General features: G+C 51.8%; 15 protein-coding genes and 1 pseudogene. 9 read left to right on the forward strand and 7 right to left on the reverse strand.

Annotated features, from left to right (window positions below; translation table 11 throughout):
• The first annotated feature begins 26 nt into the window (after positions 1–26).
• The gene (locus tag AAF564_07930; protein ID MEM8485465.1) at positions 27–1,028 is read left to right on the forward strand and encodes a MoxR family ATPase; all 1,002 of its coding nucleotides are present in this window, start codon (positions 27–29) and stop codon (positions 1,026–1,028) included.
• A 2-nt stretch (positions 1,029–1,030) separates the two neighbouring features.
• Positions 1,031–1,612: a CAP domain-containing protein gene (locus tag AAF564_07935; GenBank protein ID MEM8485466.1), complete on the forward strand. Its 582-nt coding sequence runs from the start codon at positions 1,031–1,033 to the stop codon at positions 1,610–1,612.
• Positions 1,613–1,636: 24 nt separating this feature from the next.
• On the opposite strand, the pseudogene AAF564_07940 reads toward AAF564_07935, so the two are convergent.
• Positions 1,637–2,815 (reverse strand): annotated as a pseudogene (locus tag AAF564_07940) (MFS transporter).
• Positions 2,816–2,841: 26 nt separating this feature from the next.
• Entirely contained in the window at positions 2,842–4,242 is a 1,401-nt protein-coding gene (gene glmM / locus AAF564_07945; protein ID MEM8485467.1) for a phosphoglucosamine mutase, read from the reverse strand.
• Positions 4,243–4,410: 168 nt separating this feature from the next.
• On the opposite strand from glmM, the gene cyoE reads away from it, so the two are divergent.
• The 5 genes from cyoE (at position 4,411) to AAF564_07970 (ending at position 10,355) form a co-directional block, all read left to right on the forward strand.
• On the forward strand, positions 4,411–5,409 hold the full coding sequence (cyoE, locus tag AAF564_07950; protein MEM8485468.1) for a heme o synthase: 999 nt from the start codon (positions 4,411–4,413) through the stop codon (positions 5,407–5,409).
• A gap of 162 nt (positions 5,410–5,571) precedes the next feature.
• A complete protein-coding gene (locus AAF564_07955; protein ID MEM8485469.1) occupies positions 5,572–6,504 on the forward strand; it encodes an ABC transporter ATP-binding protein in 933 nt (310 codons plus the stop codon).
• A gap of 11 nt (positions 6,505–6,515) precedes the next feature.
• Entirely contained in the window at positions 6,516–7,295 is a 780-nt protein-coding gene (locus AAF564_07960; protein ID MEM8485470.1) for an ABC transporter permease, read from the forward strand.
• Positions 7,296–7,353: 58 nt separating this feature from the next.
• Positions 7,354–8,454, forward strand: a complete 1,101-nt coding sequence (gene rlmN / locus AAF564_07965; protein ID MEM8485471.1) for a 23S rRNA (adenine(2503)-C(2))-methyltransferase RlmN — start codon at positions 7,354–7,356, stop codon at positions 8,452–8,454.
• A gap of 239 nt (positions 8,455–8,693) precedes the next feature.
• Positions 8,694–10,355 carry an ATP-binding protein gene (locus AAF564_07970; protein MEM8485472.1) on the forward strand — a complete coding sequence of 554 codons (1,662 nt, stop codon included), beginning with the start codon at positions 8,694–8,696 and terminating at the stop codon, positions 10,353–10,355.
• 35 nt (positions 10,356–10,390) lie between these two features.
• Here the strand turns inward: AAF564_07970 and AAF564_07975 are convergent, their stop codons facing one another.
• From AAF564_07975 to AAF564_07985, 3 genes are read right to left on the reverse strand one after another with little or no spacing between them, the layout of a single operon-like run.
• Positions 10,391–11,890: a sulfatase gene (locus AAF564_07975; protein ID MEM8485473.1), complete on the reverse strand. Its 1,500-nt coding sequence runs from the start codon at positions 11,888–11,890 to the stop codon at positions 10,391–10,393.
• Between the two features lie 30 nt (positions 11,891–11,920).
• Positions 11,921–13,285 (reverse strand): M20/M25/M40 family metallo-hydrolase, encoded by a 1,365-nt coding sequence (locus AAF564_07980; protein MEM8485474.1) that lies wholly within the window; start codon positions 13,283–13,285, stop codon positions 11,921–11,923.
• A gap of 3 nt (positions 13,286–13,288) precedes the next feature.
• Entirely contained in the window at positions 13,289–14,683 is a 1,395-nt protein-coding gene (locus AAF564_07985) for an MFS transporter (protein ID MEM8485475.1), read from the reverse strand.
• A 348-nt stretch (positions 14,684–15,031) separates the two neighbouring features.
• On the opposite strand from AAF564_07985, the gene AAF564_07990 reads away from it, so the two are divergent.
• Positions 15,032–18,022, forward strand: a complete 2,991-nt coding sequence (locus AAF564_07990) for a glycoside hydrolase family 3 N-terminal domain-containing protein (protein MEM8485476.1) — start codon at positions 15,032–15,034, stop codon at positions 18,020–18,022.
• A 32-nt stretch (positions 18,023–18,054) separates the two neighbouring features.
• Here AAF564_07990 and AAF564_07995 read toward each other — a convergent pair whose 3' ends face one another.
• Complete coding sequence (locus AAF564_07995; GenBank protein ID MEM8485477.1) at positions 18,055–18,870, reverse strand: polysaccharide deacetylase family protein; 816 nt, start codon at positions 18,868–18,870, stop codon at positions 18,055–18,057.
• A gap of 249 nt (positions 18,871–19,119) precedes the next feature.
• Here AAF564_07995 and AAF564_08000 point away from each other — a divergent pair, with 249 nt between their 5' ends.
• Positions 19,120–19,455 carry a zinc ribbon domain-containing protein gene (locus tag AAF564_08000; GenBank protein MEM8485478.1) on the forward strand — a complete coding sequence of 112 codons (336 nt, stop codon included), beginning with the start codon at positions 19,120–19,122 and terminating at the stop codon, positions 19,453–19,455.
• A gap of 4 nt (positions 19,456–19,459) precedes the next feature.
• Here the strand turns inward: AAF564_08000 and AAF564_08005 are convergent.
• Positions 19,460–19,737, reverse strand: a 278-nt coding sequence (locus AAF564_08005) for a hypothetical protein (GenBank protein ID MEM8485479.1), incomplete at its 5' end; no start/stop codon positions are given.

Below are 19,737 nucleotides of genomic sequence, written 5' to 3' on the forward strand. Positions count from 1 at the left end.
AATTAATCTAAACATCTTTCCCCTTCATGGCCGAGACGGAGCAAATAGACGTAGACATTTCTTTACTGGATGCCCTTCAGGATACCTTTGGTAGCCTGCGTAAAGAAGTATCAAAAGTGATTGTCGGACAAGACATCATTATCGAACGCATCTTTGTAAGCTTGCTCGCGAATGGCCATGTACTGCTGGTCGGCGTGCCAGGCCTCGCCAAAACGCTGCTAATTCGCACGCTGGCTGACGCATTGGCACTCAATTTCAGCCGTATTCAGTTTACGCCTGATCTCATGCCTGGCGACATCACCGGCACAGAGATCATAGAAGAAGACACAACAACGGGCAAGCGTTCTTTCCGCTTCGTAAAAGGCCCTGTCTTTGCCAATGTTGTGCTTGCTGATGAAATCAACCGTACACCGCCCAAAACCCAGGCAGCCTTACTTGAGGCCATGCAAGAGCACCGCGTAACCGCTGCCGGGCAAACGTTTACGCTTGATGAACCATTTTTTGTATTAGCCACCCAAAACCCCATCGAACAAGAGGGTACCTATCCCCTTCCTGAGGCGCAGCTGGACCGCTTCATGTTGAATCTGTGGCTCGATTACCCAAGCTTCCAGCAAGAAGTAGACGTGGTTCGTAACACAACCAGCGCTTCATCAAATGATATTAAGCCCGTTGTTACTGCTGAGCAGTTGCGGGCTTATCAGCAGCTGGTACGCCAGATTCCTGTTGCTGATAATGTAATAGAGTATGCGGTCAGGCTTGTCTCTAACACGCGTCCAGGTCGGGAAGGTACGCCCGATTTTGTGACTAACTTCCTGAGCTATGGTGCCGGCCCTCGTGCCTCGCAATACCTGATTCTCGGCGCCAAAGCCATGGCTGCACTAGACGGTAGATCAACTCCTCTAATAAGCGATGTGCGTAACATCGCCATTCCTGTGCTTCGGCACCGCATTGTAACCAACTTCAATGCCGAAGCTGAAGGCGTAACAACGGTAGATCTGATCGAGCAGCTGCTCAACCTCGATGACTAAACATGAAGCTGCTGTTTGCCAGCGTGCTCTGTGCCTGCCTGTTCACCGGCTTGCACGGCCCCACGCACAACCAACTGCATCCCGCTGCCGCTGACCTCGACATTGAAGCCCTGGAGCGTCAGGTGCGCGACATGGTAAATGCCGAGCGCGACAAGCAAAAGATTGCGCCGCTCAAATCCAAAACACAACTGGTCTCACTCTCGCGCGCGCATAGCGCTGACATGGCCATCCGAGACTATGTTGCCCACATCAACCCCGAAGGACACTCTCCAACCGACCGGGCCAGGATTGCCAAGTTTGAATGCAAATCCAAAGGATACAACGGCCTCTTCCCCACAGGCATCGGGGAAAACATCTTCATGTCCTACCTGTACAGCCAGTACAAATCAGTAACCATCAACGGTGTGGAAGAGCGCACGTATGATTGGAAGTCCGCTGATGCCCTTGCATCAGAAATTGTAGGCAACTGGATGCAGAGCCAGGGACACAGAGAAAATATATTGCGAAAAGATTACCTGTACGGTGGCATAGGGATAGCTACGAACCTGAACCACCAGATTTTTGTCACCCAGACCTTTTGCTAGCTTTGTTACTGAAGGGCTTAAAAACTAAGCCGGCAGCTTTTTTCGATCAAACGCCAGGTACAGGACAACAGCAATCGCTGTGAATACAATCAGGTAACCAAATCCGGATTTGAGTCCGTACCACTCTGCGATTCCCCCTATCAATACGGGGCCAATGAGGAAGCCCAGATACCCAAAAGTTGCCACTGCCGCAATCCCTTTCGATGGATGGATACCGGGTTGCTTGCCGGCTTCGGAAAAAACGATCGGGACAAGCAATGCATACCCGATTCCTGCCACTGTAAAGCCTGCAATACTAAGCCACGCTAGTGCCGGCAACAACATGGCCAGGCCAAGCATGACGCCGGCGCTCGCGACCAGGATAACTTTGCGCGCCCCAACGCGGGCCACGACGGTATCACCGGCAAACCGTACCAGGGTCATACTGAGTGCAAAACCGGTAAATGCGAGTCCCCATGTATAATCTGCAGCCTGGACCACCTGCTCCATGTAAACGGCACTCCAATCTGCTACGCCACCTTCTCCCTGCATCGAACAAAACGCGACCACCGCCAGGCCTATCAGGGCCTTGCCAGGCAGGGCAAAATGGCTCTCCGTCTCTTCATGCGTTTCCCGTACAGTTTCAAGGATGGGCTTCAAAATAAAAAACAGCAGCAGCGAAACGGTTACCATGCCGGCCAGCATTTGTGTGACCGCATCAACCGAATAGGCGATCAGTAAGCTCCCCAAAGCTGCTCCAATCATCCCGCCCAGGCTAAAAAAACCGTGGCAAGTAGACATGATTGCGGTATCATAGTCTTTCTCGAGTAGCGATGCTACGGCGTTCATTGCAATATCCATCGCACCCATAAACAAACCGACGAAGAACAGGCTGATGGCCAACATCCAGAAGCTACTCGCCAGGAGCGGTAAAACCATCGTGGCAATATAGCAGGCTGCAGAAACCAGCGTGACCCTGACGGCGCCATAGCGGCCTACAAAAACACTGATCGAGAGCATGGCAAGCAAGGCACCTGCCGGCATCCCAAACAATACCAGCCCGAGGTCCCCATCACTGAGCGCCAGCCGGCTTTTAACCTCCGGGATACGTGTAATCCAGAACGCAAACAGAATTGCATTTATCGAGAAGACCAGACCGATGGTCCAGAACTGTCGGTTTCGAAAAAAACTGCCGAGGTGTTTATACAATCGTTTTCGGGTAGAAGCCTGAGGTTCCGCGAACGGGGAAGCTAGGCTTCAGCACCTACACTTTCAAGCGCTTCACGGAAACGGTTCGCCAGTTGGTCTGCTTCGGCTGCTGTTGGGGCTTCTGTGTAAATCCGGAGAATGGGTTCTGTGTTCGATTTGCGCAAGTGGACCCACCCGTCGGGGAAATCAATTTTCAGCCCATCAATGGTTGAGTGTTTTTCATCTTTAAAGCGCTCAGCAAGCACAGCCAGCACGTGATCAGCATCCAGTTCACCCAGGGGAATTTTGCCTTTCGACATTGCATACACGGGCATACGTGCAAGCAATTCGGACATCGAGATATCCTCGTCGGTCAAGTGTTGTAGAATCATCGCTGCACCGATGAGCGCATCACGACCGTGGTGCAACTCGGCCAGAATTACGCCACCACTCCCCTCACCGCCCAATACAGCATCAACCTCTTTCATTTTATCGACGATATTAATTTCACCGACAGGGGCACGGTACACCGGCACATTGAAGCCGGCAGCAACATCTTCAATCGCACGAGAGGAAGAAAGGTTGGTTACAAATGGTCCGGGGTTATGGCGAAACAGAAAGTCCGCAGCCATCACCTGGGTCAGCTCTTCGCTAACATAAACGCCACCGTCAGCAACCAACGCAAGGCGATCTGCGTCAGGGTCGACCACAATGCCAAGGTCTGCGCCTTCTCTCGCGACAGCTTCCACAATACCTGTTAAATTTTGGGGAAGTGGTTCAGGGTTGTGGGCAAAGAGTCCATTGGGCTCGCCGTTCAAGACGGTAATATTTTCCTTCCGAACGCCCAACTGTTCTAGCAAGGCAGGAATTGCAATGCCTCCCACAGAATTGATTGCATCTACGGTAACTTTGAAATCACGACCGGCAATTTTCTCAGGTTTGATGTAGGGCAAATCCAGGATGCTCTGAATGTGCTCCTGCAGGTAATCGCGCGTAGTAAGGCTACCTATTCCTTCGTATGAAACCGTCTCGGCTTCCCCACGCTGAGCGAGTTGAATCACCTCTTCTGCCTCAGAAGCACGCAAAAATTCGCCAAAATCGCCAAGCATTTTCAGGGCATTCCACTGCACAGGATTATGAGAAGCCGATAAAATTACCCCCCCCAACGCTTCCAGATCGAGTACGGCCGAAGCTACCGTAGGCGTGGTGGCCAAGTCGAGATCAACAACATCGCAGCCAGTACTTTGCAAGGAAGCGATAACAAGATTAGCACAAATTTTGCCTGTTACCCGCGCATCACGGCCGACAATGACAAGCGGCTTCACATTGCGACTGGCAGCACGTCTTGCACACCAGGTACCAAATGCGGTAGCATACTGCACAATCCCGGCAGGATCGAGTCCGTCACCAAAGATGCCACGAATACCAGAAATGGAAACAATGAGGGTCCCTTTATTTTGCATGATGATTGATCTCGGAAATGCCAGCAGAAGGCGGCGTTAAACGTATTCAGACAACGTGTTAAAAGACAAGTGCGATTGTGTATCTACTTCTGGTGAAATCGTTCCATAGTTTTTCGTTCAAGAGGTCTTAACGGAACTGGCTATTTGTTGGTAAGTTTTCTCCATACAATGAGCACTAAGCATTCAGTTACGCCGGATCCTGATGACGTCCATCAGCAGATTTTTGTCACTACCCTCACAGAGGATGTAGCTTTGAACCATGTTGTACCTTCGCCCCCCCAGGCATCCCTAATCCAGCAAGATGTAACCCGTTCGAAGCTGGCAGATTTTTTTACGCTTACCAAGCCGGAAATTACGTTCCTCGTCACCATTTCTGCCGTAGCCGGCTATCTGCTGGGCAGCACCTCCCCTATTGATGGTTTCCAACTCGTCGCACTCATGATTGGTGTAGCGCTCTCTTCAGCCGGTGGCGCCGCATTTAATCACTACATCGAGCGGCATAAAGACGCCGAGATGAAGAGAACGGAAAACCGCCCTTTACCTGCCGGCAGGATCAAACCGGTTAACGCGCTTGCCCTTGCGTGCATAAGCTCTTTGGCAGGTCTTACGCTTTTGCTCGTCTTCACCAACCCGCTGACCAGCTTGCTGGCCGCGCTCACTATCGTTCTCTATATCTTCCTTTATACCCCCCTGAAACAGCATACCAAGTACAATACCTTTGTAGGCACCATTCCAGGCGCCTTGCCAGCCCTTGGTGGCTGGACCGCCGCAACGGGATCAGTTGCCGCCGGAGGCTGGGTGATTTTTGCAATCCTCGTGATCTGGCAGTTGCCCCATTTCCTCGCACTGGCCTGGATGTACAGAAAGGATTATGGCCGGGCCGGTTTTAAAATGCTCCCTGTTGTTGAACCCCTTGGGCGCTCCACGGCAAACCAGATGCTTGTATCCGCAGTATTTCTCCTGATTGCCAGCATCCTCCCTACTTTTATGGGATTGACCGGCGTTATTTATTTTGCAGGTGTATTGCTCGTAAGTTTGTGGCTGCTGGGCACGTGCGTTGTTTTCTATCGAACCATGACCAATGTTGCAGCACGCCGTGTGCTCAAGGCCTCTATCGTGCATATACCTGTGCTCGTTCTATTACTTATAATTGATCGGTTTATCTAAGCACACGCTATCAATATTCCAGCGTGGTGCCGGTAGCTGATTTAAGGACTGTGATTCAATGTTCAAAAAACACAACATGTACCCTTAAACCAGTAACCTTAAGCCGCACGATACTAGCAGTAACCACAGCATTCCCCATCCAGCGTATCTTATTCAGCGTATATGTCCAGTTCTGCCGTCTCGGTACACGGCGTTTCGTATCACTACGGTTCGTTTCAAGCACTTGACCAGGTCAGCTTTGATGTTGCTCATGGTGCTTTTTTTGGCTTGCTCGGCCCGAACGGTAGTGGCAAAACCACGTTATTCCGTATTCTTTCGACCCTGATGCCTCCGGAAGAAGGCGTCTGTAAGGTCTTCGGGCACGACACAACGTCTGCCTCGAGCAATGTTCGTGCAAGCATTAGCATGATTTTCCAGCAGCCCTCACTCGACGAAGAGTTGACGGTGCGGGAAAACCTCACCTTTCACGGCCGCATGTACGGAATGCCAGCCAGGCAGCTCCGCGAGCGTATCACTGTGCTTGCTGAAAAAATGGGTGTAGCAGACCGACTCGATGATCGGGTAAAAAAGCTCTCAGGCGGCCTCAAGCGCCGCGCCGATATTGTTCGCGGAGTTTTGCATAAACCCCGCGTGCTTTTCCTGGATGAGCCTACAACAGCACTTGATCCTGCAGCACGACACGGGTTCTGGCAATTGCTGCATACCCTGCGACAGGAAGAAAACCTTACCCTCATTTTGGCAACCCATCTGCTCGAAGAAGCTGAGCAATGTGATGAAGTTGTCATTCTAGATGCCGGCCGTGTAGCCGTTGCAGGCAACCCCTCAACGCTACGTGAGGAACTGGGCAATCAGATGCTTTGGCTAGCCTCGCAAGAAGCAGAAAAGCTCGGCGCCTCAATTGCGGATGCGTATGCCTTTCCTGTGCAAACGCTCGATAATGCAGTCTGCCTGTCAGATCCTAAAGCCATCGAAGCCTTGCCGGCATTCTATGCGGCCTTTCCTGAGTTGATTGATAGTGCGACAATCCGCAAACCTACACTCGAAGACGTTTTCCTCACAACAACTGGCCACCAGTACCTGGCCCAACTCGACTAGTACTTCCCCACATGTTCTACGTACTGCAAGCTCTTTGGAAACGTGAAATTATCAAATTCGTGCGGGATCGAAGCCGGGTGATTGGCGCCCTTGCACAACCGATTGTTTTCTGGCTCCTGCTCGGACTCGGGTTCCAGCGCTCTTTTGCACTCCCTGGTGTTGACACCGCATCCGTCAACTACCTGGAATACCTTTTTCCCGGCATCATAGCGCTGATGATTCTGTTTACAGCGATTTTCTCTACCATATCGATTGTAGAAGAACGCAAATCTGGCTTTTTGCAGGCTGCGCTGATAGCACCCATTTCCCGAACCTCGTTTGTTTTTGGCACAACCCTGGGTGGTACAACGCTCGTGCTATTACAAACCTTATTGCTGCTGTTGTTGCTACCTGCCATTGGCCATGTCCCTTCCTTCGCAGGATTTCTGGTGATTGCCCTTACCTGCTTCCTCACTGGCCTGTCATTCACAGCGCTGGGGGTATCCATTGCCTGGATTATGTCTACCACGCGCGGCTTCCATGCAATCATGAACCTCTTCCTGCTTCCGCTATGGATGTTGTCTGGTGCCTTCTTCCCGTATGCCGGCGCATCCAGGGTTTTGCAATGGTTCATACTCCTGAACCCTGTTTCTTACGCGGTAGATGCCCTCCGTATAGGCATGTACATGCCAGGAGAAGTGCCAGAAACACTGCAGAGCCTGCCTGTTTCGCTGCTTATTACTGCACTTTTTGCGGCCTTCACCATCGGGGTTGCTGTATGGGTAATTCGCCGCCCCATGTTTAAAGCCTGAGACCAGGCAAACCTCCGTCCGAGAAGCGCGTTTACGGGCTGGACAATCCCTCAGCGCTATGACTCCGGCTACAGAAGAATCGGCTACAGAAGAATCGGCTACCAATTTATTTACCCTGAGCCGCGAGGCATTGGAGCAGTACGCAAAAGATGCAGGACAACCCGCTTTCCGGGGCAGGCAACTTTTCCAGTGGATGTATGGCAAAGGCGCGCGTACGTTTGAGGAAATGACCAACCTGCCCAAAGCATTCAGGCATCACCTCGAAGAGCATGCAACCATCAAGCATCTCACGCTTGATCTCATGCAGATTGCCAAAGACCGCACCATGAAGTGCCTGTTCAAACTGCCCTCAGGCTTGCAGGTTGAGTCCGTGCTCATTCCCGACTTCAACGAGAACAACGAAGCCAAACGCCTCACTGTATGCGTATCAAGCCAGGTAGGCTGCGCCATGAGATGCTCATTCTGTGCAACCGGACTCATGGGGTTCAAGCAAAATCTGAACGCTGCCGAGATTTATGATCAGGTATGGCAGCTAAATGAGCTGGCCCTTGAACATTTTGGCAGACCAGTCACCAACATCGTCTACATGGGCATGGGTGAGCCGATGCAAAACTACGACAGCGTGTTGCAAAGCACACGGCTACTTACCGATGACGAAGGATTGGGGCTTTCTCCAAAACGCATAACTGTTTCCACGGTAGGCCTTGCGCGACGCATCCGTCAGTTGGCTGATGATGAGACACGGTTCAATTTGGCCGTTTCGCTGCACGCGCCTACGGATGAAAAACGTAGCTCCATCATGCCGGTAAACCGCAATGAGCGGACAGATGTAAAAGCGCTGATGGATGCCCTCACGTATTACACCAAAAAAACAGGCCGGCGTATCACGTTTGAGTACTGCATGTTTGACGGTTTCAATGATACACCTGAAGATGCCCAGCATCTCGCGGCGCTTTCAGCACGTTTTCCGTCGAAAGTCAACCTGATCATGTACAACCCCGTCTCAGCAGTGCCGTTTTCTAAAACCAGCGAGGCGCGATTAAACGCGTTCATCAAGGTGCTGACACAGAAAAAGGTACTGGTGACGGTCCGACGCAGTAGAGGCCAGGATATTGATGCCGCCTGTGGCCAGTTGCTTGTAAACCAGCAAGCTAACTAATAAGGCAAGAACGCTAATTGTATGGGTAATTTGAAAAGTAAACACCGCAACACGGTTGAGAAAGTCTTGCTTGGGGGTATAGGCTCCTTTTTTCTTATTTTGTTATTCCCCCAGGGTGTTAGATATTTCTTTCGTAATGTCTTTGCCGGCTTGATCCACGCGATCGTGACCATTTTACTGTCCGGATTATTGACACAGAAACTGTTTGAGAAAATCACCCAAGACGGAAGAGACACTTGATGTTGTCCAACCCCAATGACCGCCCCGGCAAAATTGGTATCATAACGCAAGGGGCGCTGAGCAAAGGCGTCGAGATGAAGCTCGATGCTTCGGTGTCTATTGAAGAAGTAGTGGCTGGCACGTTTGTCGTCATTCAAGGTGCGCAATACGATTTTTTCTCAATGATCACGGATGCGCGCATCGATGCATCTAACGAAGGCATTCTCCTCCATCCACCGGGCGAGTCAGACCAGCTCCTGCGCGATGTAATGCACGGCACTGCCACATATGCGACCATCTCGCTCAAACCCATGCTGATGCTGCCCAACGGCAAACATCAGGACTTGCAAGACGAAGCGCCGCGCGTTGTCAAAACCATTCCCTCCCACTTTTCGCTTGTCGCCAGGGCAACAGCCGACGATGTAGCCCGCATTTTTGGCCACGAAGCAAACGACGGCGGAAAGACCTACTTCTTCATGGGTGAACCGTTGGGCATGGAAAACATTCCCGTCTGTATCAACCTCAAACGGTTTGTAGAGCGCTCGAATGCAGTCTTTGGGAAAACAGGCACAGGCAAAACATTTTTGACCCGGCTATTGCTGAGCGGCACCATCAAAAACGACCGGGCTGTCAACCTTATTTTCGACATGCACTCGGAGTACGGACTCAATGCGCGCCAGGAAGGCGGCACAGCGTTTGTAAAAGGCCTCAGAGAGCTCTTCCCCTCCAAGGTAGTCATCTTCTCCCTCGACCCGAAGTCGACGCGCAACCGCGGTGCTACACCTGATCTCGATGTCTATCTGTATGCTGATCAGATATTACCGGAAGATATCCTGCCCTTGCGCGAGACATTGTCGTTAAACGCAACTGCGGCGGAAAGCGCGTTTTTGGTACGGCAAAAATTTGGCAAGGCCTGGCTACAGAAGATCCTCGAAACGGATGCTGCCGGCATCGAAGATCTGGCCAAAACTTGCGGCGCAAATACCAGTTCGCTCGAAGCGTTGAAGCGAAAACTTAGTCCGTTTGTACAGTACGATTTCTTCAGCACCGAAAGCTCTGGTGGCAAACAGGATGTTATCAAATCATTGATTTCATATATCGATGAAGGCAAATCGATCGTACTCGAGTTTGGGAAATACGATGATCTGAAGGTGTACCTGCTGGTTGCCAATGTGATTACGCGCCGGCTGCGAGACGCCTATGAGCGTAAAACTAGTACCTATCTGCAAACAAAAAATGAGGCAGACAAACCCAAGCCGCTGATCATCACCATTGAGGAAGCCCACAAATTCCTCAGTCCTGGTATTGCAAGAGAAACCCCGTTTGGGAATATTGCGAGAGAGATGCGCAAGTTCTTCGTATCGCTGCTTGTTGTAGACCAGCGCCCCAGCGCCATCGACGAAGAGGTACTCAGCCAGATTGGCACCAAGATCGTCGCCCAACTGAGCGATGAGAAAGACATCGGCGCAGCCCTCGTAGGCACCAGCAACGCATCCAGCCTCAGGCAAATTCTAGCATCACTCGACTCCAAACAACAAGCGCTCGTGCTGGGCCATGCCGTCCCCATGCCCGTGGTTATGAAAACCCGTACATACGACGAGGCCTTCTATGAGGACATGACACAAGACCACCCCACCTCCGCCGACGACGCCCGTGATGAGATGAAAGACATGTTCTACTAAGCAACCTCCAAAACTCCTAACGCTTCACTCCTAACTCACCCCCCAATCGCCCCCTGGGCCCTCAATTCATCTTTCGATAATCGCGGACGACTCCTGAATTCGTTTGGCGCTCCAGTCACGCGATCAAACTCGTCTGGCGTCCTGAACTCAGGATCGGTGTCACCACTTGCTTCGCGCATGGCAGCCAGGCGCGCGCGCATGTTTAGCAAGACTTCCTGATGGCTTGATGACCCCACCAGATTTTCCAACTCAAAAGGATCTGCAACGACGTCGTACAACTCCTCTGAAGGCCTTGGTGCATTAAAAATGCGCAGCTGATCTGCGTTCAGGGCACCTGCTTCTTTCAAGAGATAGGTAGCTTTGAATGCCCGCCCGGTGAGCGCATCAGCAGGCGGTGTGTTGGCATGTTCAGGGAAGAAATTCCGAATATACTTGTACTGATGGGTGCGTACCGCGCGTCCAAAATCATCGTGATCATGCCAGTGGTCTTCAGCATAGATAGCGCCGCGAATTTCGGCTTCGGGGTTCGTGAAGATGGGAGAAAAATCGAGCCCTTCAAAGTTTTCAGGCACAGCCACGCCGGCAAGCGAAAGAAACGTAGGTGCGATGTCTACCGCACTCACCAGGCTGTTGGACTGCGAAGCGGCATCAACCGATGCCGGCCATTTAACAAGAAAAGGAGTCTTGATGCCGCCGTCATACAAAGTGGTTTTATCGCGCTGGAAAGGCCGGCCGTTGTCGCTCATGAAAAGTACCAGCGTATTTTCGGCAATACCCTGCGCTTCCAGCTCATCAAGTATCAGTCCTACATAGGAGTCGAGCCGGCTAACTTCGTCGTAGTACAGCGCGAGATCCGCGCGGACTTCCGACACATCTGGCATGTATGGCGGGACAATCACATCATCAGCCGTGTGCGGCTCATCAATGGCGCCCTCTTCATAGATCCTGTGGGGATCCACAGCAGCGAGCCAGAGGAAAAACGGTTGCTCTACCGGCCGGTCGCGAAGCAGCGAGAGCCAGTTTTCACACCCACTGCCATCACCTTCTGGCGGCAAGTCTTTACCATCAGCCGACAACGCAAAACCAATAGTGCCTACGTCTCGGATCACGTCAAACCGGTCGCGCACGGCATCACCAAGATGCCACTTGCCGGCCTGCGCCGTCCAATAGCCAGATTCTTTGAGTTTTTCTACGAAAGTAATCTGCTCACCAGGAAGCGGGAAATGTAATTGCTCCGCATCGGTGTTGTGAGGATACTGCCCTGTGAGGATACTGCTTCGACTGGGACTGCATGAGCTTGTCGTGAGGAATGCCTGATTAAACTGCATCCCCTCTTTCGCCATCCGATCCAGGTTTGGCGTTTTGATGTGCGGGTGTCCGTAAGTGCCAAGGTCATCCCACGACAGGTCATCTGCGATGATAACGATGAGATTGGGTGGCGAGGATGCAGCTTCATTGGTTTCGGGCGAAGCACAACCGCCAATCAGGCAGGAAGCGAGTACAAAGAGAACGAACGCAGGAATACGAGAAATCACGAGCACAACGGGATTGGTGGGAAAGGTGTGTTAGGCCACACGCTTTGCTAACCGTGCTTCTGCCAGCAGGGTTAACAAAGCCCACTGTATGCTCCGGTGCCCCTCATCGTTAATCCACCATTCCAGCAAAGAATGTGCATGGCCTCCTTCACCACCTCTTCCGATTGTTATGCCAGGAATACCCTGGGAAATCGGGATATTTGAGTCAGTAGAAGAAATCGAAAAGGTTGGCGTTCCCCCGAGCAAGTGGGCTGCAGCCACTGCATATTGCACAATTGGAACGTCTTTTTCAATACTTCCTGAGGGTCGGTTGCCGATCATATCAACATTAACCTTCAAAAGTGGCCCGGAGCGCCGCATAATATTCTGCGCATCCAGCGCTTCTGCAATTGCTGCGTGTAACAAGGAATCAATCGCACTGAGCCGGCCTGGATCTTCCGAACGCAGATCAATTTCCATCCAGGAGACAAAAGGTATAGAGTTTATGGAAGTGCCACCACCCAGCCGGCCAATATTGTAGGAGGTTCTGGCCCCCTCCTCAGTAAACGCATCAGCTTTTTCTACAAACTTACTGATTGCATCACCCAATGCATGGTGCGGATTTGCCATCCCAAACGCACCCCACGAGTGCCCGCCGGGACCCCTGAACGTAACCCGATAGCGATGCGACCCCAAACCGCGATGCACAATATTGCCAAACCGTCCACCATCAATGGCAAGCCAGGCGTCAATGCCAGGTCCTTCATTGCTAAACAGGTGTTTGACGCCACGCAAATCGCCAAGGCCTTCCTCTCCTACCGTACCGATGAACAGTACATCCGCTTCCGTTTCAATACCAGACTGCGCCAAGGCACGCAAGACGGTTAGTACCTCGACCAGGCCCCGGGAGTCATCTCCAACGCCCGGCGCAAAAAGGGTATCTCCCCGAATCACCACGTTCACGTTGGTCCCTTCCGGAAATACAGTATCCAGGTGCGCCGACAATGCTACCGTGCGCCGATCCTGCGTGGCATGCCGGCCCTGCTGCCCCTTGCGCAAGCCCAGGACATTACCAACGGCATCAATCCAAACAGAGTCTGCGCCGGCTTCTTGTAACAGGTCTGCAAACAGGGCTGCGCGTGCCGCTTCCTTAAACGGCGGCGCCGGCGTCTCGGTGATGAGAATGTGATCGCTTCGCGTTTGCGGCTCTAGTGCTTCAATAACCTCAAACGCTTGCACAACCTGCCCTTCAGCGCGCAAGTCACCGACGTATTGCTCAAGGATTTCATCCAACTCAAAAACATCTGACACAGTTTTATCAGACACCGGTACAGTTTTTTGTGCCTCTTCTGACAAACATCCAGACATCCAAACGGTGCCCATCATCCATAATATGAAAGACAGCTGTTTATACATGTGTTATGATTCCACCGCCGGTTGTTGGGTGTCGAGTTGCAAGCTATCACTTTTAGCCCGCAAACCGTATGAAAACAGATGAAACACGGTTGCCAATACAGCGATAATCAGAAAAGCCGTGGTGTATCCCCCGGTGCTATCTGCCGAAGAGGCAACAATCGCCCCAATCATGGAACCACCAAGAAGCCGGCCAAAGCCTTTAAAAAGACGTACTATGCCCTGTGCCACAGTGCGCTCTGTTTTTTTGGCTTCTTCCAGTAAAATATAGCTGATAGCAGATCCGAGAATTGCTGCGAGTCCAAATCCGATGAGCGCAGTCCCTGCGTAATAAAGGTTTACATTAGGCATCAGGGTAGCCAAAATGAAGGTACCGGCTACAACCATGAAGGTGCCGGCAATAACAACAATGCGCGTCCCTGCTTTGTCTAACAGCCTGCCCCACAAAGGCGAGCCAATTGCCAGCGCAAAGACCAGCGGTAGAAGCATGAAAGACGCTTCACGATCACCAACACCAAAAGCGACAACGGCGAAGCTGGGCAGGAAGACAAAGATGGCTTCACTCATGCCGGCCCCTACGCTGATAAAACAGGCGATATTGACCTGGCGCGAAGAAAAAAGACCAAGCCGCACAAATGGTGCTTCCACACGGCGCTCGATAAACACAAAGAACCCAAAACACGCCAGGCTGGCAAGCAGGTAAGGCCAAACAGACATCGAGAGCAGACTCGCACCAAAAGCATTGGAGTCGATCTTGTTGATGCCAAGGGTAATAAGCGCCAAAGCGGTACCCAGACTGAGAATACCAGCCAAATCCAACCCGGCAGCATCTGCCGGCTTTGCACGCGGCAGCTTTAGCAGGGCCCAGATCCAAACGATGATGGCGGGCGGCAAAGTAATCAGGAATAACCACTGCCAGCCATACTGAATAAGAATACCGCCAATAGCCGGCCCAAAAATGAACGAGATTCCAAACACAGCACCGATCAAGCCGAGCATCCGTCCCCGTTTCTCTGGTGGATACAGGTCTCCTATAACCGCGCTGGCTACCGGTAGGACACCTGAAGCCCCTATTCCCTGCAAAGCGCGGCCGGCCAGCACCCCGGTAAATTGCTCACTAACAACCACAACAACCAACCCCAGGATGAAAATGTCCATACTCCAGCAAAAGGCAAAGCGCCGGCCAAACTGATCAGAGAGGCGGCTCATAAACGGTACACCCAGCTGGGTAAAAAGGGTGTAAATGATAAACACCCACGCCACTGTCCGCTCGTCCACCGCAAAAGAGACACCGATGGAACGTAGTGCTGGCCCAAGAATTGCTATGTCCAACGCAGTTACCAGTACTCCTAGAAAGAGTACCCGCATGATGCTACCGCGTCCGTCTTCACTATTTTCCAAAGTAAATACGTTTAGGGTTAAGGTTTAAGGGACAATGTTTAAAATGATCAAGCAGCGCAAAACTTTCAACCTGCACCTTTTAACATAAAACCCGTTCCAACGTGCCGTCTATGCATCCAAAACGAGTCCGTTCCGCGCCCGAGAACACTTTTCCGTATTTATTATTCAAAACATCTTGATTCTCTTTGCGGATTATGGCTTTAACGAAACGAGATAGTATATTTGAATTGCCTTTTCAAATGTTGTGTGCCCTGAAGTTGACGTTCATTGCAATCTGCAATATACCAGGATTGTAATAGGTGTCAGGCGTAACCTCCGTAAAACATTGTTAGCACCTCGGTAAATACCTTGTATCAGCGCGATTCTTACGACTTGCATGAAGAAGAGCCGCCTTTCGCGTCTCCATCCCGGCAGACGACCCTGTTAGACAGGGTTACTGCGTTGACCATTGTCATTTGTGTGATAGCAATCCCTGCATGGGTAACCATCACGTTCTCCTCTTCTGAACCCGTATCGCAAGATACCTACGACCAATATCTTGAAGGCAAAGGCGCATGGGCACGCGCAACACTGAATAAGCTTACCCTCGAACAAAAAGTCTCACAATTATTTTTCCCGTATGCCTACGGCGTTTACCAGAGTTCTGATGATCCGGCATACAAACGCCTGGTTGACCTGGTTGAACGCTTCGAAGTAGGCGGTGTGGTGTTTTTTCAGGGTGATCCTTTTTCGCAGGCGCAACTGGCAAATGACCTGCAAAACATGTCTAACCTGCCCCTTATTACGTCGCAGGACATGGAGACCGGCGCCGGCTTCCGACTCAAACGCACAACACATTTCCCTTCTGCCATGGCTTTTGGGGCAAGCAGGAATACTGACCTGGCCTACTCAGCCGGCCTCATCACAGCCCGCGAAGCGCGTGCGCTTGGCGTTTATCAGGTATTTGCGCCTGTGGCCGACATCAACAACAACGCAGACAATCCCGTAATCAACATCCGCTCTTACGGCGAACGGGCAAACCTGGTGGCAGACATGGTTACCGCGTTCACCTTCGGCTTGCAGGATGGCAATGTGATTGCAACCGTGAAGCATTTTCCAGGCCACGGAGACACGGCAACGGACTCCCACTCGGATCTTCCCATCTTACCTTTCACACGCGCCCGGCTGGATTCTGTAGAGCTTGTGCCGTTTCGGGCAGCACGCGATGCCGGCATCATGAGCGTTATGATGGGACACCTTGCGCTCCCTGAACTTGAGCCTGACACCAACATCCCGGCTACCCTCGCCCCTGCTGTCGTAAATTCGTTGCTTCGTGAAGAGATGGGCTTTAAGGGCTTGATTGTATCGGATGCCATGCGAATGTCGGGCATCACGAAGTCTTTCGGCACCGGTGAGAGCGCCGTACGCGCCATTGAAGCCGGCGTGGATATTTTGGTGATGTCGCAAGACGAATATGCTGCGCGGGCTGCTATTCTGCGCGCCGTCGAGGAAGGCCGGCTCACAGAGGAACGCATTGACCAGTCTGTCATGCGCCTCTTAACAACAAAAGAATGGCTCGGGCTGAACAGAAACAGGTTGCTCAACCCGTCCAGTACACGTCAGATTGTGGCAACCAATTACCACAAAATGATCAGCGAAACCGTTGCCCGTGAATCAGTGACTTTACTGAGCAACCAGCGCAACCTCTTGCCGCTGAAGCAAACCCCAAGACGCGTTGCTATCGTTACCATCAGTGACTCTGATGAACCTGAGCGCGGGCAATATTTCAATTCCGTATTCAGGTCGCTTGCCACGCGTTCTTCTGTATCAAATTACCTGATCGATACAAGGTCAACCAACGACGACTACAACAAGGTACTCAGTCGCGCCAGAAATGCTGACCTGATTATCATTCCCACGTATCGGCCCTTCCGGTCCGGTACCAACCGCATTGCATTGCCAGCGCGCATTCAGTCTTTCATGAATAGACTGGTGCGGCAAAACAAACCAACAATTCTCGTTTCTTTTGGCTCTCCGTACCTCGTTAACGACCTCACACGGCAGCCGAATGTGTATATTGCGGCTTACGGAGAAAGCGAATCTTCCGAGAAAGCCGTGGCGCAGGCCATGTTTGGGCAAACGGCCATTAAAGGCAAATTGCCTATCACCATCCCCGGGCTCTACCAGTTTGGCGAAGGCATCCAGGTGCCCCAACTTTTTGCCCGGGAAGGCTACCCAGAAGAAGTTGGGATGTCGAGCGCGTCGCTCTCACGCGTTGACTCTCTTATCAATGCATCTATTGCCGACCAGGCATTCCCGGGTGCAGCCATAGCAATTGGCCGGCCTGATGTATTGGTAAAACTCCAGGGGTATGGGTACTACACCTACGACTCGGAGCGCCGCGTGGCACCTACCTCCAAGTTTGATCTTGCGTCGCTGACCAAGGTAGTTGCGACGACAACGGCCATTATGCAGTTATATGAGCAAGGCAAGCTGAAACTCGACGATAAAATCGCCAAGTTTCTGCCTAACTTCGGTCAGAATGGCAAAGATGGCCTAACTGTCAGGCATCTGCTGACGCATACAAGTGGCATGACTCCTTTTCGCCCGTTTCACCAGGAAGGTATCACCACGCGCAGCGGCATTATCGACGCCATCTTTTCCGAGGAGCTCATCTATGCACCGGGCACCGAAATGCGCTATAGCGACTTCAACATGATCGTGCTTGCGCTGCTGGTTGAAAAAATTAGTGGGCAGAATTTCGGGACGTATACAACACGCAACATTTTTGCACCATTGGGCATGAACGATACCGGCTTCCGCCGCTCTGGCGTGGGATCCGATCAGACCGTTGTACCTACTGAAGTCGACCAGAATTTCAGGAAACGCCTTGTGCAAGGCGAAGTACACGACGAGACTGCTTACAGCCTCGGCGGTACTGCCGGGCATGCCGGCCTTTTTTCGACGGCCAAAGACCTTTCCAAGTTTGCATTTATGATGATGAATGAAGGCAAACACAACGGACAGGCATTCCTTAAAGAAGAGACCGTGCGGTTGTTCACAGCTGCCGTAGACGGTTCTCGGCACAGCCGCGCGCTGGGCTGGGACACCAAAAGCCCGGAAGGCTACTCCTCGGCCGGCCAGCTGTTCAGCACCAAAAGCTTTGGGCACACAGGCTTCACCGGTACCTCACTCTGGATCGACCCCGAAGCCGATTTGTTCGTGATCCTGTTGACCAACCGCGTGTACCCGACAAGGGACAACAAAAAGCACAGCGCTGTCCGTGCCAAACTCGCAGATATAGCTTACGAGTCCATCACCGGTGAAAACGAGACCGTTTTGCCAAAATCGACCAATTAGGCGTGTTATAGGTCAACAAATTCTATTCGCCTTTATTGGATACTCCCTCGCGCTTCGATCACATAATCGGCGATCTCCTCAACTGTATCCAACCAGAATCCGTTTGCCGGGTCCTGCAGGTATGGGATAAGTTGCTCAAGCATAGCCAGCCGCGTAGTTTGCCGGCCTCCGTCATCCATTTCATGGCCTGAAAGGATTACCCAACCACCATCTGCTTTTGCCTGATCTAATATAGCAAGCACTTCTTCGAAGGTTTTGCCGTCCATCTCGATCCCGGTGAGCTGCGCCATATCTACATAAGCCGGGTCGCTCGCAGCTTCATCCAACCATCCTCTGCCCGATGTAAACATGTCAGCAATAACTGGCACGTAACTTTTCGTTGCGCTTCCCCGCCCCACAAAAGACTGCCCGCAGGGGTACGCAAACGAGACGGGCGTTACCCCCAACAATGCATGCAGTTTTTTGTTTGCCTGCGCCAGTTCAGCGCGCATCTCATCCAATGAATACTGCTCGAGGGCCTTGTCACGCGCCCACAAAAAGTTACCAGAGCATGGATGCATCATCGAGTGATTCCCAATCTCATGGCCGGTAGCAATAGCGGCCTTCCACCCCGCCAACTGCGCTTCAACAGCTCCCGGCATTACATAAAAAGTACCTTTTGCACCAAAGCGATCGAGCAACGGTATTCCTTTTGACACCTGACTGGGCCGCGCATCGTCAAACGTCAAACTTACAGCCGCAACTGCACCATCAGGCCATTCAAAGGCTGTTGAGGACTGGCCATAGCCTGTCGCAGGAAACACGACGAGCAAGCATATCACGCTTGCTCGTAATAAGGATTGAGACATTGGTGGTTAGTAATGCGAATGAGAGGAATCAAAAGACCACAACGAACCGTGAATAACGCCATGATGTGGCAATATACGTTTACAACGTAATATGTCGTTGTCCCTAACCTAGGAGCACTACGTGCTTCTACTTTGTTGTGAAATAGATGTGCTATACGCCTAGGCCCTGAATTATCCGGCACAGAAACCTCACCGCTATTAAAAAGTTATCCTTTCCGTTATATCTGTATCGTAATCTGATAACATCGTATGCCTACCTACACCTACAAACGGGAAGACGGGAGTGTCTTTGAAATTGATCAGCGCATCACAGCTGATGCCCTCGAGGTATGTCCGACTACCGGACAGAAAGTAAAGCGGATTATCAGCGGCGGCGCCGGCCTCGTATTCAAAGGCTCTGGTTTTTACCTGACAGACTATGGCAAGTCGGGCAGTTCAGCAGGCAATGCGCAGGCCAAAGAAAAAGGAAGCAGCGGCACCTCGGAAAGCACCAAAGGTGACACGGCTTCCTCTTCTTCAAGCAATTCTGACTCAGGCAAATCTGACGCAAGCAAATCCAAAAGCAAGCCTGCAAAAGCCGAGTAATACCCTAGCGTGTCGCAAGACTGTCTAGCGAATACGCATACGTTTCGCTGTTCAGGGTAAACTTATACGTACCAGGTGCGGGGATATACGCTCGGATGTTCTGTGTGTTATTGCCGCCATCTATTGCGGCCACACCTGAAATGGGAAACCCAGCAGGATTTGCTTCAATTGCTCCGAGATTGATGTCCCAAGACTCGTTCGCGGTGAATTTAAAGTCAATGACTCCTGGGTTGTCGAACGCCATCTCCATTGAATAGTCCGTATCGCTCTGTTGGGTCATCG

The sequence above is a fragment of the Bacteroidota bacterium genome (assembly GCA_039111535.1).
Lineage (GTDB): Bacteria > Bacteroidota > Rhodothermia > Rhodothermales > JAHQVL01 > JBCCIM01.